Source organism: Vibrio sp. R10-SF1-ISO8, assembly GCF_059833805.1.
Window position 1 is genome coordinate 75,751 of the sequence record NZ_JCBDHL010000006.1, and the last position, 15,744, is coordinate 91,494.

The following is a 15,744-nucleotide window of genomic DNA, read 5'->3' on the forward strand; positions in this document are numbered from 1 at the left end:
AACTGCATAGGGGGTGACAGTCGACCTCGTTTGCTCTCAGGAGCAAAGGTTTCGAGTGAAGGATTAAGCGGCTTGTGGATTCCCTAAAATATTCAGAATCTTAGCCACATCTTGAGTGCTGGTTAGCGTTTCAATCGCTTCAGGCTCATCGAGTGCATTAGTGATGGTAGTGATCACTTGAATGTGTTCATCATTTTTAGCGGCAATACCAATAACCAGTTTGGCGACATCGTCTTGGTCATCAGTAAATTGAATACCTGCTGGATATTGGCAGATGACAATACCGGTTTTCTTTACTTTGTCTTTTGCTTCAATGGTACCGTGAGGGACAGCAATAGACTCACCTAAATAAGTTGGGACCAATTTCTCACGTTCAAACATGGCATCAACGTATTCTGGCTCTACGTAGCCCATTTCAACCAGTTTGTTACCTGCAAAACGAATCGCATCTTCTTTGTTGCTAGCGCTTAAGCCTAGGTGGATGTTTTCTGGTGCGATTTGGAATACAGAAGGTTGCTGCGGCTCATAGCTGTCATCATTGGCTGCGAGGACAGAGGCTTTGACATTTTGATCGTCATTTGCGGCTGCCCCTTTTTGAGCGGCAAGAAGCTTAGTGACAAGTTGGTTGTACATTTCGCTGTCTAAGAAGTTAGTCAGAGAAATATGGTGGGCATTAGGAGCATGCTTGCGAGCACGATCCGTTAGATCTTTGTGGGTAATCACGATATCAGCGCTCTCAGTTAGGCTATTAATGGCTAGATTGTTTACATCAATGTTTAGACCTGAATCTTGGACTTTTTTACGCAGCATGCTCGCGCCCATTGCGCTAGAGCCCATGCCTGCGTCACAAGCGACAATAATGCTAGTTACGTTTGCAAGATCGATGTTGCCTTTGTTTTGAGCGTTGACTGTTGAATCTGATTTTGCGCCAGACTTCATTTCTTTCATTTGTGAAGTGGCTTTTTCTAATGCCGCTTTGTCGCCATCTTCTTCCGTTGAAGTTTGAGTCTTCATCAGCAAGGCAGCAACTGTAAATGAGACACCAGTAGCGGCTGCAATAGAAGCTAATACACCAACGATAGAGCCTTTCTGCGTCATCAACAGGATGGCAAAGATAGAACCTGGAGAAGCTGGAGAGACGATGCCCGCATTAAACATGACGAGTACGAATACGCCTGTCATACCGCCAGCAATTGCGGCTAGGATAAGACGCGGGTTCATTAGGATATACGGGAAGTAAATCTCGTGGATACCGCCAAAGAAGTGAATGATTGAAGCGCCACCTGCAGTTTGACGAGCAGTCCCTTTACCGAAAACCATGTAAGCCAACAGAATACCCAAACCAGGACCTGGGTTTGCTTCGATTAGGAAAAAGATCGACTGACCGGCTTCAGAAGCTTGCTGAATACCTAGTGGTGAGAAGATTCCGTGGTTAATTGCATTGTTGAGGAACAGAATCTTCGCTGGCTCAACAAAAATAGAGGTCAAAGGAAGAAGGTGTGCTGAGACTAGGAAGTTAACGCCAGCCGCTAGGCCACCAGAAAGAACTTTGACAAAAGGTCCAATGAACATGAATGCCAAAATTGCACATAGCATACCGATGATGCCAGCAGAGAAGTTGTTGACCAACATCTCAAAGCCGCTTTTCACTTTGCCATCAATGTAGTTGTCAAATTTCTTAATTGCCCAACCACCGAGAGGGCCGACCATCATCGCGCCCATAAACATTGGTATATCAGTACCAACGATGACGCCCATGGTCGTGATGGCACCAACAACCGCACCGCGATCGCCACCAACAAGTTTACCACCGGTATAACCGATAAGGAGCGGTAGTAAGTAAGTGATCATTGGGCCAACCATAGCTGCTAGCGTTTCATTAGGTAGCCAGCCAGTTGGAATAAAGAGTGCCGTGATAAAGCCCCATGCGATAAACGCACCGATGTTCGGCATTACCATGTTAGACAGAAAACGACCAAAATTTTGTATCTTGATCTTAGCATCTGGTGATATCATAAGAGTTCCCCGTTCGATGTTCTGATGAATATTGTAGTAGTACGGTTCGCCAAAACCGCTTGATTGCTTAGTACCCAATCAATTTACCACACAAATTCACTTTGGAACTGACAACGGGTTTTTTGTGATTAGTCGCAAATAAAACACTTCTACCTAATAGTATTTAAGCGATCTAGTTCAAGTATTTTGGGTGTAACTTTTTTACAAATTAGTACTTGCTCTTTTGTCAATAAATATTAGTCGATCAATGTCTTTTTTTTTATTTTTTGATATCTCAATACTTGGTGATCTAGATCACCTTGTGTCTTCTTTGATTATTCGAATTAACGATTAATGTGATCTTTGTATGATTTTCCCGTGAGGGTGTAAAGGGTTATGTTGTGACTTTGATCGCAATAAGGCGGTTTCTGTAATTAAGTGACACACCAAACCCTCCGTCTAGCCAAGTAAGCTTGTCGTTATTTAAGACAGATTACGTGGCAGAGTCTCCTCTGCCACAAAGTTGCGTTAGTTGGTATCTAGGTAAGCTTTAGAAGAGATGTCAGTCCATGCACGTACTTTAGTTAAGTACTGTTTTTGTGACTCAATAATTTCTTTCGCTAAAGCGTCACTGCTAGCTTGCTGTTCAAGTAATTCGGCGGTTGCCGTTTGCATCGCTTTTAACACTTCTGGTGGGAAGTCCCTTACTTTTATATCTGGGTACTCCGCACTCATTGTCGCCCAGCTATTTGCATTAGCATCGACTGCCTGAGTGTACATATCAAATGCTGCCACTCGGAATGCTGTTTCTAATATTGTTTGTAGGTCTTTAGGTAATGAATCCCACTTCTTTTTATTTACTAAGAACTGGGTTTCCGAGCCTGGTTCATGCCACGCTGTGTAGTAATAAGGTGCGATTTTCTGAAAGCCCATTCTAAGATCAAATGCAGGGCCAACCCATTCTAGTGCGTCAATGGTTCCCCGCTCTAATGAGGTATAGAGTTCACCTGGAGCGATGTTGGTCGGTTTTGCACCTACTTTTGCCATCACTTCACCAGCAAAGCCAGGAATGCGAATTTTAAGTCCTTTTAGATCTGCTACTGAGTTGATCTCCTTTTTAAACCAGCCGCCCATCTGAATGTCAGAGTTACCGCCTGGGAAAGAAAGAAGGTTGTGTGGTGCATAGACTTTTTCCATTAACTCCATACCGCCACCGCGATAAAACCAAGCATATTGCTCAGTAGAGATCATGCCAAATGGCATAGAGGAGAAGTATAACGTGTTAGGTACTTTGCCTTTCCAATAGTAGGAGCTTGAATGGCCCATGTCGTATTGACCAGACTTGACCATATCGAATATCCCTAATGGGGCTTTGTGTTTATTAGCGGAATCAATACGAATTTTTAGGCGACCGTTTGACATCTCTTCGGCAAGCTTGGCCATGTTCTTGGTGGCATCACCTAAGATGGGGGTATTCGGTCCCCAAGTTTCGGCAAGTTTTAAGCGGTAGACTTTTTCTACTGCAAGTGCAGAGAATGAACTAAGAGCAAGTGATAATGTTAGCGTTCCTGCTAATAGTGAGCGCAGTTTCAGCTTGGATGGCAACATAACTAAGCGACTTCCTTATTGTTGTGTTTTGTTATCTCACCTAGCTTTTATCTTGTTGTTTTTTTCGTCAATCTCATTTTTAACTGATCCTGAAAATATTCTTGGGTTTTACCTCTATTACTACATTTTTAACCAGTTTATTTCCCTAGATGTAAAGGTCGTTTCTATTGCAATCGAGCGATTAGTGAGGTGTTGTAAGCAGATAATCTGGATAACAAAAGTGCTGCCTTGGTCACGCAGCACTTAGGGGATAGGGAGGTGATGATTTTCTAGATCTCAATATGATGGGATTTTAAGTAAGCCTCAGCTTGGTTAGCACCCATATATCTCGCTAAGGTTTTGAGTGGAACATCTCTAAGATCAACCATGATCAAGCCATCAAGTGCGTTATTAAAGGCAGGATCAACGTTAAAGGATACTAGCTTTCCATTTAGTCCAAGGTATTGCCTCAATAGAACAGGCACGCCTTTGCCATCATCGATTCTGGCAATGACTCGTGACAAGAGCTGCAGATCGGCAAGGGCTGTGAGCATGCTTGTATTCCAGCTCGGAGCGCAAGTTGATAATGGGTTAGAAGGGGTGACGTACTCGGCTTTTTCGGAGTCATAGTGATGAAGGGTCATGGTCTCTGCGAGTAATTGCCGTGTTTGTTCACTGTAATCATTGCTGATACTGACCGGACCAAACAGGTGAGTATATTCTGGGTTCCTATCTACATAGGCGGCAATGCCCTTCCAAAGCAGCAGTAGTGGCGCCATACTCTTCTGATACTTTTCATCGATTACAGAGCGCCCCATTTCTATTGATTGACTCATGGTATCGATAAAAGGCTGTTCAAAGTTAAACAAGGTTCTTGAGTAAAGCCCCTTAATTCCATGCTTACTAATGAGTTGATCTACCAGCCCTAGTCGATAAGCGCCGACGAGGCTTCGATGCTCTCTATCCCAAATAAAGAGATGTAAGTAATCACGATCAAACTCGTCGAGATCAAGGTCTAGACCTGTTCCTTCCCCAACTTGGCGAAAGTTGTGTTCTCTCAGGCGTCCGATCTCGTGCAGCATTGAAGGGATATGCTCGGCGGTTGTACAGTAGACGTCAAACTCCGCGCTCGAAAGCAACAAATGATCTTCGGGCATGGTGCTGAGATCCGCTTCGAGATCATCAATGGGGAGTTGAGTGGCGATAGGTAGAAATGAGCTAGATGATAAGTTCTGTTTTTGCTGCGTCAGTGTTTTGCTTTGTAATAAGTAGGTGTTTAAGCGCAGGTAGTTGACGATTTGAGTGTCTGTGAGTCCATTGACTTCCTTGTATTTGATCGCCGAGCCAATAGAGATTTGAATCTTCTGATGCGTTTTATTGAGCAACTCTCGGCCAAGCATCAAGGTGCGTAGTAGAGGATGTACTTTCCCCGCGAGATAAAAGCGCTGAGAGTTTTGGCCATCGATAAACACCGGAATGGTGGTTGCTCTTGATTTGCGAATCAAACTACTGACTGAGCGACTCCACTCTTTGTCTTCAAGGCGCTGCGCTTTTCTATCGACTAACTGTGAGACCTCTCCCGCAGGAAATAGCAGCAACAGACCGCCTTGTTCTAAATGCTGGTGGGCTTTACGAAGTGCTTTTAGGTTGGACTTGTGAGCGTTTTGTCCTTCGAATACATCCACACCAATAAAGAGTTCATCAAGTTCAGGAACCGTTTTTAGGTATTGATTGGCGAGGATCTGAACGTCACTTCTTATTTGAAGGAGTAGCTCGGCAAGAATCACGCCTTCGACACAACCTAGAGGATGGTTGGCGACAATCACAGTAGAGCCCGATTGTGGGACATGGCTGAGCGAACCTTTACATACCTGATAGTCGATACAGAGTACTTCAAGAGTGAAGCGAAGAAAGGTTTGGGTATCGCAGCCAGCAGGGCGCTGGGCGTAAAATTTATCGAGCTTATTAAGACCAGTTGCCCACTCAGTAAAGCTCTCTCCTAAGCGAAATGGGGTCTTTTTCGGTAAACGAAACGGACTAGAAACTTCCATAGCATCCTCAAAATGGTAGTGGTTCGAAATGAGGATAGGTATGGGATGTTGCAGAAAGGCTTCAGCGAGATGAGAGTTAGATGATCACCTTATGACGTTTTGATGACCAAAGGCTAATTTGAGAAGGAATTTGCTAAAGCATGTAACAATGAATTATTTAGGTATACTAAAAAAAATATTGCTCACAAAATGTACTAAGGTCATGTTAAAGATCAACCTTTAGTGCTAGGTTTTAATAGCGGGTGAGGTTATTAAAGCTTTGGAGCGCAAAGACTCTAAGCATAGTAACCAGTCAATTTACCTTCGATTTGCTGAGCTGGAACTCTCTAATAAAGAGAGAAACGGGAACCTAAAGGTTCCCGTTGTTGTATGCGCTGCATATTATCGCAAAAATTAGCTCGTGCGATGAACAGCCATATGAGCAAGCGTGACGAGTGCTTGCTTATATTCAGACTCTTCCAATACCTTGAGCTCAGCAATGGCTTTATCTGCTTCTTGGTAAGCTTTTTGGCGTGTGTACTCTAAAGAACCAGTTTGTTCCATCGCTGCGAGAATATCGTTCAAGCGCTCCATGCCATTGGATTTTTCAATCGCTTCACGAATCATCTCCGTTTGTTCTGCACTACCGTTACGCATTGCATAAAGAAGAGGTAAGGTCGGTTTACCTTCAGCAAGGTCATCGCCAACATTCTTGCCCATCTCTTTACCATCAGAAGTGTAATCCATCACGTCATCAATTAGCTGGAATGCGGTTCCGAGGTATTTGCCGTAATTCTGTAAGGCAAGTTCTACCTCTTCAGGTGCTTCATTTAGGATGGCACCAATCTGGGTTGCCGCTTCAAACAAGCGAGCCGTCTTAGAGTAGATCACTTGCATGTAGCTTTCTTCGGTAGTGTCAGGGTCGTTGCAGTTCATCAGTTGTTGAACTTCACCTTCTGCAATGACGTTTACCGCGTCACTCATTAGCTTCAGGATCTTTAATGATCCTAGCTCCGTCATCATTTGGAATGAGCGCGTGTATATAAAGTCGCCCACCAAAACGCTCGCGGCATTACCAAAGGCAGCATTAGCTGTTGCTTTACCACGTCGCATGTCTGATTCATCGACGACATCATCATGTAGTAGAGTCGCGGTATGAATAAACTCAATAAAAGCGGCTGCGGTGGTATGAGCCTCTCCTTTATAGCCAAGTGCTTTAGCTGACAGAACAGCTAAAAGAGGACGTATACGCTTGCCACCACCGCTAACGATGTAGAAACCCAGTTGATTGATTAAAGAGACATCAGAGTTGAGTTGTGCGTGAATTGTTTCATTCACTTTTGCCATGTCATCGGCGGTGAGTGCTTGGATAGCTTTAAAATCCATTGTAATTCCGGCTGAAGTTAGAACTAGTAAGGTATTCTTATCTGTTTTAATTGCTGAATAATACACTAAAAAACGTTGATTAATACATGGTTAAAGGGCATCATCTGGGCACTTTTCATTGGCGATTAGCTTTTCGCCAATTTTTTCAAAATATGGCTTGTCATAGGTGCGACCTTTCTGTAGAATCTGCGCCCTATTGATGATTAGTTTAGCGCACACCCTTGATGCTCAAATAGCATACGGCTGTGCGGAAAAAGCGGAGTAAGATATGTACGCTGTTTTCCAATCTGGTGGTAAACAACACCGTGTAAGCGAAGGTCAAACTCTTCGTTTAGAGAAATTAGACGTTGAAACTGGTGCAACTGTTGAATTTGATAAAGTTCTTCTTGTTGCTAACGGTGAAGACATTAAAGTGGGTGCTCCTCTAGTAGAGGGCGGTAAAGTAGTTGCTGAAGTTGTACAACACGGTCGTGGCGATAAAGTTAAAATCGTTAAGTTCCGTCGTCGTAAGCACTCTCGTAAGCAACAAGGTCACCGTCAGTGGTTCACGGAAGTGAAAATCACTGGTATCAACGCTTAATCGATTAGGAGAGTTTAACAATGGCACACAAAAAAGCTGGTGGTTCTACTCGTAACGGCCGCGATTCAGAAAGCAAACGTCTAGGTGTTAAGCGTTTCGGTGGTGAGTCTGTTCTTGCAGGTAACATCATCGTTCGTCAACGTGGTACTAAGTTCCACGCTGGTACTAACGTTGGTATCGGTAAAGACCACACTCTATTCGCTCTTACTGAAGGTAAAGTGAAGTTCGAAGTGAAAGGTCCTAAAAACCGTAAATTCGTTAGCATCGAAGCTGAGTAATTTAAACCTAGTTTAAATCGCTTATTAGCTTTCAAGCTGAATTCAAAAGCCCTGCCGATTCGGCGGGGTTTTTTATTTATGGTAGCTCAAGAGAGAGCTTTGAAGCGTGGAATCTATACTAAGGCACTTTGAAAAAAGTCCCTCAATATGTATTCCTAGTTAGCAGAACGATCGAAGATCAAGGTGATCGATCTGAAAATGGAATCTGCTAGAATTTATATCATTCACTTCTCCCTAAGAGGTTGGGTGTTTTGAGATGATATTTGCAACGCAGCTACGATAAGTAGCACAAGGGCGGAGTAAGAGATGAAATTCGTTGATGAAGCGGTAGTAAAAGTTCAAGCCGGTGATGGCGGTAACGGTGTAGTGAGTTTCTGGCGTGAGAAATTCGTTGCGAAAGGTGGCCCTGATGGTGGCGACGGTGGTGACGGTGGTGATGTATACATCCAAGCTGATGAAAACCTTAACACGCTAATTGATTATCGCTTCCAGCGCTTCTATGAAGCTGAGCGTGGTGAAAATGGTCGTGGCGGTAACTGTACGGGTAAGCGTGGTAAAGACAAAGTGCTTCGCGTGCCTGTTGGTACTCGTGCCGTTGACATTCACACCAATGAAATCGTTGCTGAAGTTGCTGAACATGGCAAAAAAGTCATGGTGGCGAAAGGCGGTTGGCACGGTTTGGGTAACACCCGCTTTAAATCGTCAGTAAACCGAGCACCGCGTCAAAAGACGTTAGGTACTAAAGGTGAAATTCGCGAAGTTCGTTTAGAGCTGTTGCTACTTGCTGATGTGGGTATGCTTGGATTGCCGAATGCAGGTAAGTCGACATTCATTCGCTCAGTATCTGCAGCGAAGCCAAAAGTGGCAGACTACCCATTTACGACTCTTATCCCGAGTCTAGGTGTAGTGAGTGTTGTTCCAGAGAAGAGCTTTGTTGTTGCGGATATTCCAGGCTTGATTGAAGGTGCTGCTGATGGTGCTGGCCTTGGTATCCGTTTCTTGAAGCACTTAGAGCGTTGTCGCGTTCTGCTGCATATGATCGACATTATGCCTATTGATCAAAGCGATCCTGTGCAAAATGCCCTAACCATCATAGATGAGCTAGAGCAGTACAGTGAGAAACTGGCAGACAAGCCGCGTTGGCTGATCTTCAACAAGGTTGACCTGATGCCTGAAGAAGAAGCGAACGAAGTGATCCAAAACATTATCGATGCTTTAGGCTGGGAAGAGGATTACTACAAGATCTCTGCAGTGAATAAACAGGGCACCAAAGAGCTTTGTTATAAACTGGCTGATTTTATGGAAAGTCTACCGCGTGAAGAGGAAGAAATCTCTGAAGAAGAAAAAGTCGACTTCATGTGGGATGATTACCATAAAGATGCGATCGCAGGTGATGATGTTATCACTGAAGATGATGACGACTGGGATGATTGGGACGATGAAGAAGATGACGGCCACGTTGTCTATGTCCGTGAATAACAGTACATAAAATTGGTAGCCGCAATATCTATTGCGGCTTTTTTGTGTCTAAATCAAATCACTACAGCAAATTTCTCTGCACAATAAAGAGCATTCTAAAGGAGTAGGATAGAATCATGGCATCTAAACAACGGGCGGTGTCTCGTTTAATCGCCCAAGCAGGGCAAATGCTTTTGGCGCATGGTGCTGAAAGTACCCTCGTTGGCGATCTTATGCGCCGCTTCGGTTTCGCCGCTGGCATGGATGAAGTCGAAGTTTCATTATCTGCAAGTTCATTAGTCGTCACCACCGTTTACCAAGAACACTGTATTACCACCGCCCGTCGTTGCCCTGATCGCGGTATTAATATGCGAGCAATTACTCAGGTGCAACGAATCTGCATTATGCTCGAACGTGGCATTATCGATTACTCTTTAGCGCAGCAGCAGCTGGATAAGATTAGCCCTGAACGATACAACCGCTGGTTAGTTGTGTTTATGATCGGGTTGTCATGCGCTGCATTCAGTCATTTAGCTGGTGGTGACTGGGTTGTGTTTGCGATGACTTTTATTGCTTCATCGGTCGGCATGGTGGTAAGACAAGAAATTGGTCATCGCCATTTCAATCCATTGATGAACTTTACCGCGACGGCATTTGTGACCACTGTAGTTTCAGCGCAAGCTGTTATCTACGAGCTGGGTAACTCTCCCTCATTGGTGATGGCCTCTTCGGTTTTGATGCTCGTTCCCGGTTTCCCTCTAATTAACTCAGTCGCAGATATGCTTAAAGGCTATATTAACATGGGCATAGCACGCTTTGTGATGGCCAGTTTACTGACTTTGGCGACAAGTCTCGGTATCGTCGCAGCGATGAGTTTAGTTGGTGTATGGGGGTGGGTGGCATGATCTTATTCGATCTCATGTTGGGCTTACTCAATGACATGTTGTTTGCTGCTATCCCAGCAGTAGGTTTTGCCTTGGTGTTTAATGTTCCACAAAAGGCCTTAGTCTATTGCGCTTTAGGTGGAGCCATTGGTCATGGCTCGCGTTATTTGATGATGCATTTTGGTATTCCCATTGAATGGGCAACTTTCTTTGCGGCTATGATCGTGAGTATGGTCGGTATTCATTGGTCAGCGCGCTTTTTGGCTCACCCGAAAGTGTTTACTGTCGCGGCTCTGATTCCAATGGTACCTGGTGTATTTGCTTTTAAAGCGATGATTGCCTTGGTTGAGCTGAATCATCGAGGGTACAGTCCTGAGCTTGTGGCGATGTTGATGGAAAATTTCCTTAAAGCAATGTTCATTATCGCAGGATTAGCAGTTGGCTTAGCCATGCCAGGGTTGCTATTCTATCGCCGCAAACCTATCGTTTAGAATCCAAGGAGTTATTCAATGATCATCAGCATGATCGCCGCAATGGCCAATGATCGTATTATCGGCAAAGACAATCAGATGCCATGGCACTTACCGGCTGACTTCGTTTGGTTTAAGCGCTCAACAATGGGTAAACCAGTTGTGATGGGACGTAAAACCTATGACTCGATTGGACGTCCGCTGCCAGGTCGACAAAATATTGTGATTAGCCGTGATGCATCTTTAGAGATTGAAGGCGTTGATACGGTAACTTCTATTGAAGAAGCACTGCAAGTGGCAGGGGATGTTGAAGAGGTGATGATCATTGGTGGCGGTACTATCTATGAGGCTTGCCTGCCTAAAGCCAATAAGTTGTATGTCACTCATATTGAAGCAGATATTAAAGGCGATACCCAGTTCCCATCATGGGGTGATGAGTTCTCTGTAACCTACTCAGAAAGCTATGCAGCGGATGAGAAGAATGCTTACGATATGCGTTTTGTAATTCTAGAGAGAAATTGATAGGAACGGGCTACGCCCTGCGAGATGCGAGAACGCTTTGCTCCTAGATCGGGCTTCGCCCTTCGAGAGGAGTGAGTCGAAAGTTTCAGGTAGTGCAGGCTGCTATCTGACATTAACTAACTGAATTTAAAAAAGGTTGGCAACCTACATTGTGCCAACCTTTCAAGGATTAATCGTTACTTGCTAACGATTTTTGAGAGAAAAACTGCTTATCTTCCCATCGCAGCATAGTCAGATGACCGCCCCAGACACAGCCGGTATCTAAACCAACCACCTCTTCTCCGGCATAACCTTCAAGCGCTGCCCAATGACCAAATAGTACTGTTTTTTCGAGCTGCACTCTGTCTTTCACTTTGAACCAAGGCACGAGATTGTCGTTATTTATTTCGCTCGGTGGAAGTTTGCAGTCCATATCTAATCGGCTATCAGCCGAGCAAAAACGCATCCGGGTAAAGGCATTAATAATGTATCGATAACGCTCGATACCTTGTAAAGAGTCTTGCCAAAGATCAGGTCGATTGGAGTACATGTTTTCAATCAGCCAAGGCCATTTTTCGCTACGCAATATGGTTTCCACTTCACTTGCTGCTTGGCGTGCTTGCTCCAAAGACCACTGGGGGGAGATGCCTGCATGACACATAACAAACTCATCGTGCTCGGCTAACAGAGGTTGCTCTCTTAACCAGTCAAGCAGTTGTTGTTTATCATCGGCAGCAAAAATAGGTGCAGTTTTGTCTTTGTTTTTAACTTTGAACAACCCTAGCGAGACTGCAAGAAGATGCAAATCATGGTTGCCTAAAATGACCTTAGCAGACGAACCTAAAGAACGAACAAAGCGCAATACCTCAAGCGATTTTGGCCCTCTGGCAACGAGATCGCCAGCAATCCACAGCGTATCTCGCATCGAGTCGAAGGCGACTTTATCTAACAGTAGTAAGAGCTCATCAAGGCAACCTTGTAGGTCACCGACAATGTATGTGGCCACGGATGTACCTTAGTTAAGAATATTGGGGATGGCGAGCCTAAATGGTTCAATCTCAGCGATGAACTCATTGCCATCTTGGTCATGCATAATGTATTGACCTTGCATCACGCCAACAGGAGTCTCGATAACCGTACCACTGTTATAAGTGTACTCGTCACTAGCTGAGATGACGGGTTGCTGGCCAACCACACCTTCCCCTTCAACGGTCATTTGTTTGCCATTGGCATCAGTAATCAGCCAGCGTCGGCTAATAAGTTGTACGGTTTGTTGGCTGAGGTTTTTGATCGTAATGATGTAGGCAAAAACGTAGCGTTTTGCATCGGGTTGAGATTGGTCGGGAATATATTTGGTATGGACTTGGACTTTAATACAAGGGGTAGCTTCCATGTAAACTCCTATGCAAAGCCAAAAAAGGGTGATAAATCTGCGATTTATCACCCTTAATATATAGCGCTTATTTGTGGTTGGCGTCTAGCCAGTTTGCCATATCGACAAATTGTTCTAGGGTGAGATTCTCTGGACGCATACTTGGGTTAACTCCGAGTTGCTCAAGAATCTCAGCACTAAGTAGTGCTTTATAACAGTTGCGAACTGTTTTACGGCGTTGGTTAAAGCCTTCACGACACACGCGATCAAGCCATTTTAAGCTTGTCACTGGGTGAGGGATCTCCTCGTAAGGAACAAGGCGTACCACTGCGGAATCTACTTTTGGTGGCGGAACGAATGCAGTTGGTGGTACTTCTAGCACCGGAACAACCTTACAGAAGTATTGAGCCATCACAGTTAAACGGCCGTAAGCTTTAGTTCCAGGGCCTGCTGCTAAACGGTTAACTACCTCTTTTTGCAGCATAAAGTGCATGTCTTGCACATCTTTATGAAACTCAAATAGATGGAACATCAATGGCGTAGAGATGTTGTACGGTAGGTTACCAAAAATACGCAGCTTGTTGTTTGGCTTTACTAGCTGAGTGAAGTCGAATCGCATTGCATCGCCTTCATGAATAGTCAGCTTGTCACCTAAATCAGGGTGGTTGCGTAGACGTTCTGCCAGATCGCGGTCAAGCTCAATAACCGTAAACTTGTCGACTTCTTTACCTACAGGCTCAGTTATAGCACCTAGACCAGGACCGATCTCAACTAGGTTCTGACCAGGTTTTGGGTTGATTGCAGAGACAATTCCATCAATGATGTAAGGATCATTTAGGAAGTTTTGACCAAAGCGTTTTCTTGCTTTGTGTCCTAAGTGGACATCGTTTCTCATAGTATTCTCAAATTAATTCGATTTCTTATCGACTAGCTCTATCGCATGAGCCAAAGCCGTTCTAAAGCTTCCTGTATCCGCATTGCCAGTCCCTGCAAGGTCAAGTGCGGTGCCGTGATCAACGGAGGTCCTTATAAACGGCAAGCCCAAGGTGATGTTCACCGAGCGGCCAAAGCCTTTATATTTTAATACAGGAAGTACCTGATCGTGATACATCCCGAGCACTGCATCGGCATCTTGCAAATATTTTTCATTGAAGATGGTATCTGCAGGTAGTGGGCCAATGAGGTTGATACCTTTCTCTTGGCGCAGTCTGTTTAGGGTTGGGGTGATGGTTTCAATCTCTTCCATGCCGAGCACACCATCTTCTCCTGCATGCGGGTTCAAGCCACATACGTAGATTTTAGGCGAAGATATCGCGAATTTTTCCACCAAATCCTTGTTTAGGATGTTGATGATCTTCTCTAATCTTTCTTTTGTAATTGCCTGCGATACATAAGCAAGTGGGATATGCGTGGTGACCAAGGCCACTCTGAGCCCTTCGGTCGCTAACATCATTACCACAAGTGGTGTGTTGGATTTCTCAGCGAAGAATTCTGTATGGCCGCTAAATGCTACACCAGCGCGATTTATCACCCCTTTATGCACAGGGCCGGTGACAATAGCATCAAATTCATTATTCATACAGCCTAATGCGGCTCTTTCTAATGTTTTTAATACATATTGGCCGTTAGCTTCATCGAGCTGACCTGCAATGGCAGGGTTAGCTAAAGAGATATGGTCAACCACTAGTGTTCCAGCTCTTTGAGCGACTACTTCACTATCGGCTTGATAGTCGATCAGTTCGACACAAATACCAAGCTGAGCAGCGCGCTCAGCTAGCATCTGTTTGTCTGCGCAGACCACGATTTGATGGCTCCAATTTTCTTTGGAAAGAGCAAGAACCAAGTCGGGCCCAATGCCTGCAGGTTCACCTGCAGTAACAATAATGCGCTTAACGGTCATCTTGATCGTCTTCCTCAACCACTTCGACGAAGGCACTTGCTCGAATCTCTTGCAGCCACGCACTCGCTTCTTCATTGAACTTGCGGTTAAACAGAATTCGGTAAGCTTTGTTCTTTAGAGCTGAGTCAGTACGGTCAACCTCACGGCGATCGATAACTTCAACAATGTGCCAACCATGAACCGTCTTAAATGGTTCACTAATCTGGCCGACAGGTAAAGTATCAACTTGGTGTTTAAACTCAGGGACGTAGAGATCAGAAGTTTGGTAGCCTAGCTCACCATCTTGAGCAGCAGAACCAGGATCTTGGCTGTATTGTTGCGCCATTTCACCAAAGGTTGTTTCACCAGCTTTAATGCGACGGATTATCTCGTTGAGATCGTTTTGTACTCCCTCATCGCTAAGAATGACGGTTGGCTTGATAAGAATATGGCGGGCATTGACTTCAGTGACAGCAACAGTTTCTAGACCTTTAACATCTTCGATCTTGATGATATGGAAACCAACGCCGCTTCGAAATGGACCAATAATGCTGCCTTTGTTTTGTAGATTAATTTGATCAGCAAAGATGGTTGGCATTTCTTCTTTACGCATCCAGCCCCAATCACCACCTTGCAGTGCTTTAGGGCCTTTTGAGTAGGTGTAAGCCATAGTGCTAAAATCAGCGCCGTTTTTCAGTTCATCTACTAGCTTATTGGCTTCTGCTTCAATCGCTGATTTATCGTCACCATCATTTACACGTAGTTGAATGTGACCGATCTTGTATTGAACCGTTGCATTAGTTTCTTGAGCAAGAATATTCGCTAGGTTGTCCACTTCCGCAGGTAAGATATTAATGCGGCGACGTACCAGTGCATTACGTGCTTCACTGGCCGCGATTTCTTTACGAATTTGTTCCCTAAATTCCGCGTAGCTTAAGCCCTCTTCTGCAATCGAAGCGCTTAGCTGTTCAACTGTTTGATTGTTGTTCTTAGCTATCTCAGTGATCGCTTCATTGAGGCGGTTGTCATCGATGCGTACACCAATACGTTCCGCTTCCTGTTGTTGAATCGTATCAACGATAAGCTTCTCGGTAACTTGCTCGATCAACACATCTTCATCAGGCAGCTGTTGGCCGTTCTTCTTTGCATTGGCTTTGAGCGTTTTAATTGATACATCGATATCACTTTGCAGTACCACGCCTTCGTTAACGATCACCGCCACTTTGTCTAGAGGAACAGGCTCGGCGTGTACTGGGCTGATTGCACTCGCCGTTAGCAGGGTAAGTAAAGTGTGTTTCCAAAATTTCATTGAAAATCCTATAAA

15 protein-coding genes are annotated in these 15,744 nt (G+C 44.6%); 6 read left to right on the forward strand and 9 right to left on the reverse strand.

Going from position 1 to position 15,744, the window contains the following annotated elements:
* Positions 1 to 63 precede the first annotated feature (63 nt).
* The 4 genes from AC6R00_RS02280 to ispB form a co-directional block, all read right to left on the reverse strand.
* Complete coding sequence (locus AC6R00_RS02280; RefSeq protein WP_500639207.1) at positions 64 to 2,016, reverse strand: PTS mannitol transporter subunit IICBA; 1,953 nt, start codon at positions 2,014 to 2,016, stop codon at positions 64 to 66.
* Between the two features lie 507 nt (positions 2,017 to 2,523).
* Positions 2,524 to 3,603: a TRAP transporter substrate-binding protein gene (locus tag AC6R00_RS02285; RefSeq protein WP_500639208.1), complete on the reverse strand. Its 1,080-nt coding sequence runs from the start codon at positions 3,601 to 3,603 to the stop codon at positions 2,524 to 2,526.
* A 269-nt stretch (positions 3,604 to 3,872) separates the two neighbouring features.
* Complete coding sequence (locus AC6R00_RS02290) at positions 3,873 to 5,633, reverse strand: bifunctional lysophospholipid acyltransferase family protein/GNAT family N-acetyltransferase (protein WP_500639209.1); 1,761 nt, start codon at positions 5,631 to 5,633, stop codon at positions 3,873 to 3,875.
* A gap of 393 nt (positions 5,634 to 6,026) precedes the next feature.
* A complete protein-coding gene (ispB, locus tag AC6R00_RS02295) occupies positions 6,027 to 6,998 on the reverse strand; it encodes an octaprenyl diphosphate synthase (protein WP_069667627.1) in 972 nt (323 codons plus the stop codon).
* 268 nt (positions 6,999 to 7,266) lie between these two features.
* Between ispB and rplU the strand changes: the two genes are divergently transcribed.
* The 6 genes from rplU (at position 7,267) to folA (ending at position 11,190) form a co-directional block, all read left to right on the forward strand.
* Complete coding sequence (rplU, locus tag AC6R00_RS02300) at positions 7,267 to 7,578, forward strand: 50S ribosomal protein L21 (RefSeq protein WP_000271393.1); 312 nt, start codon at positions 7,267 to 7,269, stop codon at positions 7,576 to 7,578.
* Between the two features lie 20 nt (positions 7,579 to 7,598).
* Positions 7,599 to 7,856, forward strand: a complete 258-nt coding sequence (gene rpmA / locus AC6R00_RS02305; protein ID WP_004409945.1) for a 50S ribosomal protein L27 — start codon at positions 7,599 to 7,601, stop codon at positions 7,854 to 7,856.
* 306 nt (positions 7,857 to 8,162) lie between these two features.
* On the forward strand, positions 8,163 to 9,335 hold the full coding sequence (cgtA, locus tag AC6R00_RS02310) for an Obg family GTPase CgtA (protein ID WP_171324753.1): 1,173 nt from the start codon (positions 8,163 to 8,165) through the stop codon (positions 9,333 to 9,335).
* 116 nt (positions 9,336 to 9,451) lie between these two features.
* On the forward strand, positions 9,452 to 10,219 hold the full coding sequence (locus tag AC6R00_RS02315; RefSeq protein ID WP_239826785.1) for a threonine/serine exporter family protein: 768 nt from the start codon (positions 9,452 to 9,454) through the stop codon (positions 10,217 to 10,219).
* Positions 10,216 to 10,689 carry a threonine/serine exporter family protein gene (locus AC6R00_RS02320; protein ID WP_500639210.1) on the forward strand — a complete coding sequence of 158 codons (474 nt, stop codon included), beginning with the start codon at positions 10,216 to 10,218 and terminating at the stop codon, positions 10,687 to 10,689. The genes AC6R00_RS02315 and AC6R00_RS02320 overlap by 4 nt, the downstream gene beginning before the upstream one ends.
* Before the next feature lie 18 nt (positions 10,690 to 10,707).
* Complete coding sequence (gene folA / locus AC6R00_RS02325) at positions 10,708 to 11,190, forward strand: type 3 dihydrofolate reductase (RefSeq protein ID WP_500639211.1); 483 nt, start codon at positions 10,708 to 10,710, stop codon at positions 11,188 to 11,190.
* A gap of 169 nt (positions 11,191 to 11,359) precedes the next feature.
* Here the strand turns inward: folA and apaH are convergent, their stop codons facing one another.
* The 5 genes from apaH to surA form a co-directional block, all read right to left on the reverse strand.
* A complete protein-coding gene (gene apaH / locus AC6R00_RS02330; protein WP_500639212.1) occupies positions 11,360 to 12,175 on the reverse strand; it encodes a bis(5'-nucleosyl)-tetraphosphatase (symmetrical) ApaH in 816 nt (271 codons plus the stop codon).
* A gap of 9 nt (positions 12,176 to 12,184) precedes the next feature.
* Entirely contained in the window at positions 12,185 to 12,562 is a 378-nt protein-coding gene (gene apaG / locus AC6R00_RS02335) for a Co2+/Mg2+ efflux facilitator ApaG/CorD (RefSeq protein ID WP_239850798.1), read from the reverse strand.
* Positions 12,563 to 12,629: 67 nt separating this feature from the next.
* Entirely contained in the window at positions 12,630 to 13,436 is an 807-nt protein-coding gene (gene rsmA, locus AC6R00_RS02340) for a 16S rRNA (adenine(1518)-N(6)/adenine(1519)-N(6))-dimethyltransferase RsmA (RefSeq protein WP_171324741.1), read from the reverse strand.
* 12 nt (positions 13,437 to 13,448) lie between these two features.
* The gene (gene pdxA, locus AC6R00_RS02345; RefSeq protein ID WP_500639213.1) at positions 13,449 to 14,441 is read right to left on the reverse strand and encodes a 4-hydroxythreonine-4-phosphate dehydrogenase PdxA; all 993 of its coding nucleotides are present in this window, start codon (positions 14,439 to 14,441) and stop codon (positions 13,449 to 13,451) included.
* The gene (gene surA, locus AC6R00_RS02350) at positions 14,431 to 15,729 is read right to left on the reverse strand and encodes a peptidylprolyl isomerase SurA (protein WP_500639214.1); all 1,299 of its coding nucleotides are present in this window, start codon (positions 15,727 to 15,729) and stop codon (positions 14,431 to 14,433) included. The genes pdxA and surA overlap by 11 nt, the downstream gene beginning before the upstream one ends.
* Between the last annotated feature and the right edge of the window lie 15 nt (positions 15,730 to 15,744).

Excerpts from the sequence above, each read along its gene's own strand:
- rsmA (WP_171324741.1), bottom strand. The coding sequence starts at position 13,436 with ATGAGAAACGATGTCCACTTAGGACACAAAGCAAGAAAACGCTTTGGT.
- surA (WP_500639214.1), bottom strand. The coding sequence starts at position 15,729 with ATGAAATTTTGGAAACACACTTTACTTACCCTGCTAACGGCGAGTGCA.
- rplU (WP_000271393.1), top strand. The coding sequence starts at position 7,267 with ATGTACGCTGTTTTCCAATCTGGTGGTAAACAACACCGTGTAAGCGAA.
- AC6R00_RS02320 (WP_500639210.1), top strand. The coding sequence starts at position 10,216 with ATGATCTTATTCGATCTCATGTTGGGCTTACTCAATGACATGTTGTTT.
- pdxA (WP_500639213.1), bottom strand. The coding sequence starts at position 14,441 with ATGACCGTTAAGCGCATTATTGTTACTGCAGGTGAACCTGCAGGCATT.
- AC6R00_RS02315 (WP_239826785.1), top strand. The coding sequence starts at position 9,452 with ATGGCATCTAAACAACGGGCGGTGTCTCGTTTAATCGCCCAAGCAGGG.
- cgtA (WP_171324753.1), top strand. The coding sequence starts at position 8,163 with ATGAAATTCGTTGATGAAGCGGTAGTAAAAGTTCAAGCCGGTGATGGC.
- ispB (WP_069667627.1), bottom strand. The coding sequence starts at position 6,998 with ATGGATTTTAAAGCTATCCAAGCACTCACCGCCGATGACATGGCAAAA.
- apaG (WP_239850798.1), bottom strand. The coding sequence starts at position 12,562 with ATGGAAGCTACCCCTTGTATTAAAGTCCAAGTCCATACCAAATATATT.
- rpmA (WP_004409945.1), top strand. The coding sequence starts at position 7,599 with ATGGCACACAAAAAAGCTGGTGGTTCTACTCGTAACGGCCGCGATTCA.
- AC6R00_RS02285 (WP_500639208.1), bottom strand. The coding sequence starts at position 3,603 with ATGTTGCCATCCAAGCTGAAACTGCGCTCACTATTAGCAGGAACGCTA.
- folA (WP_500639211.1), top strand. The coding sequence starts at position 10,708 with ATGATCATCAGCATGATCGCCGCAATGGCCAATGATCGTATTATCGGC.
- AC6R00_RS02280 (WP_500639207.1), bottom strand. The coding sequence starts at position 2,016 with ATGATATCACCAGATGCTAAGATCAAGATACAAAATTTTGGTCGTTTT.
- AC6R00_RS02290 (WP_500639209.1), bottom strand. The coding sequence starts at position 5,633 with ATGGAAGTTTCTAGTCCGTTTCGTTTACCGAAAAAGACCCCATTTCGC.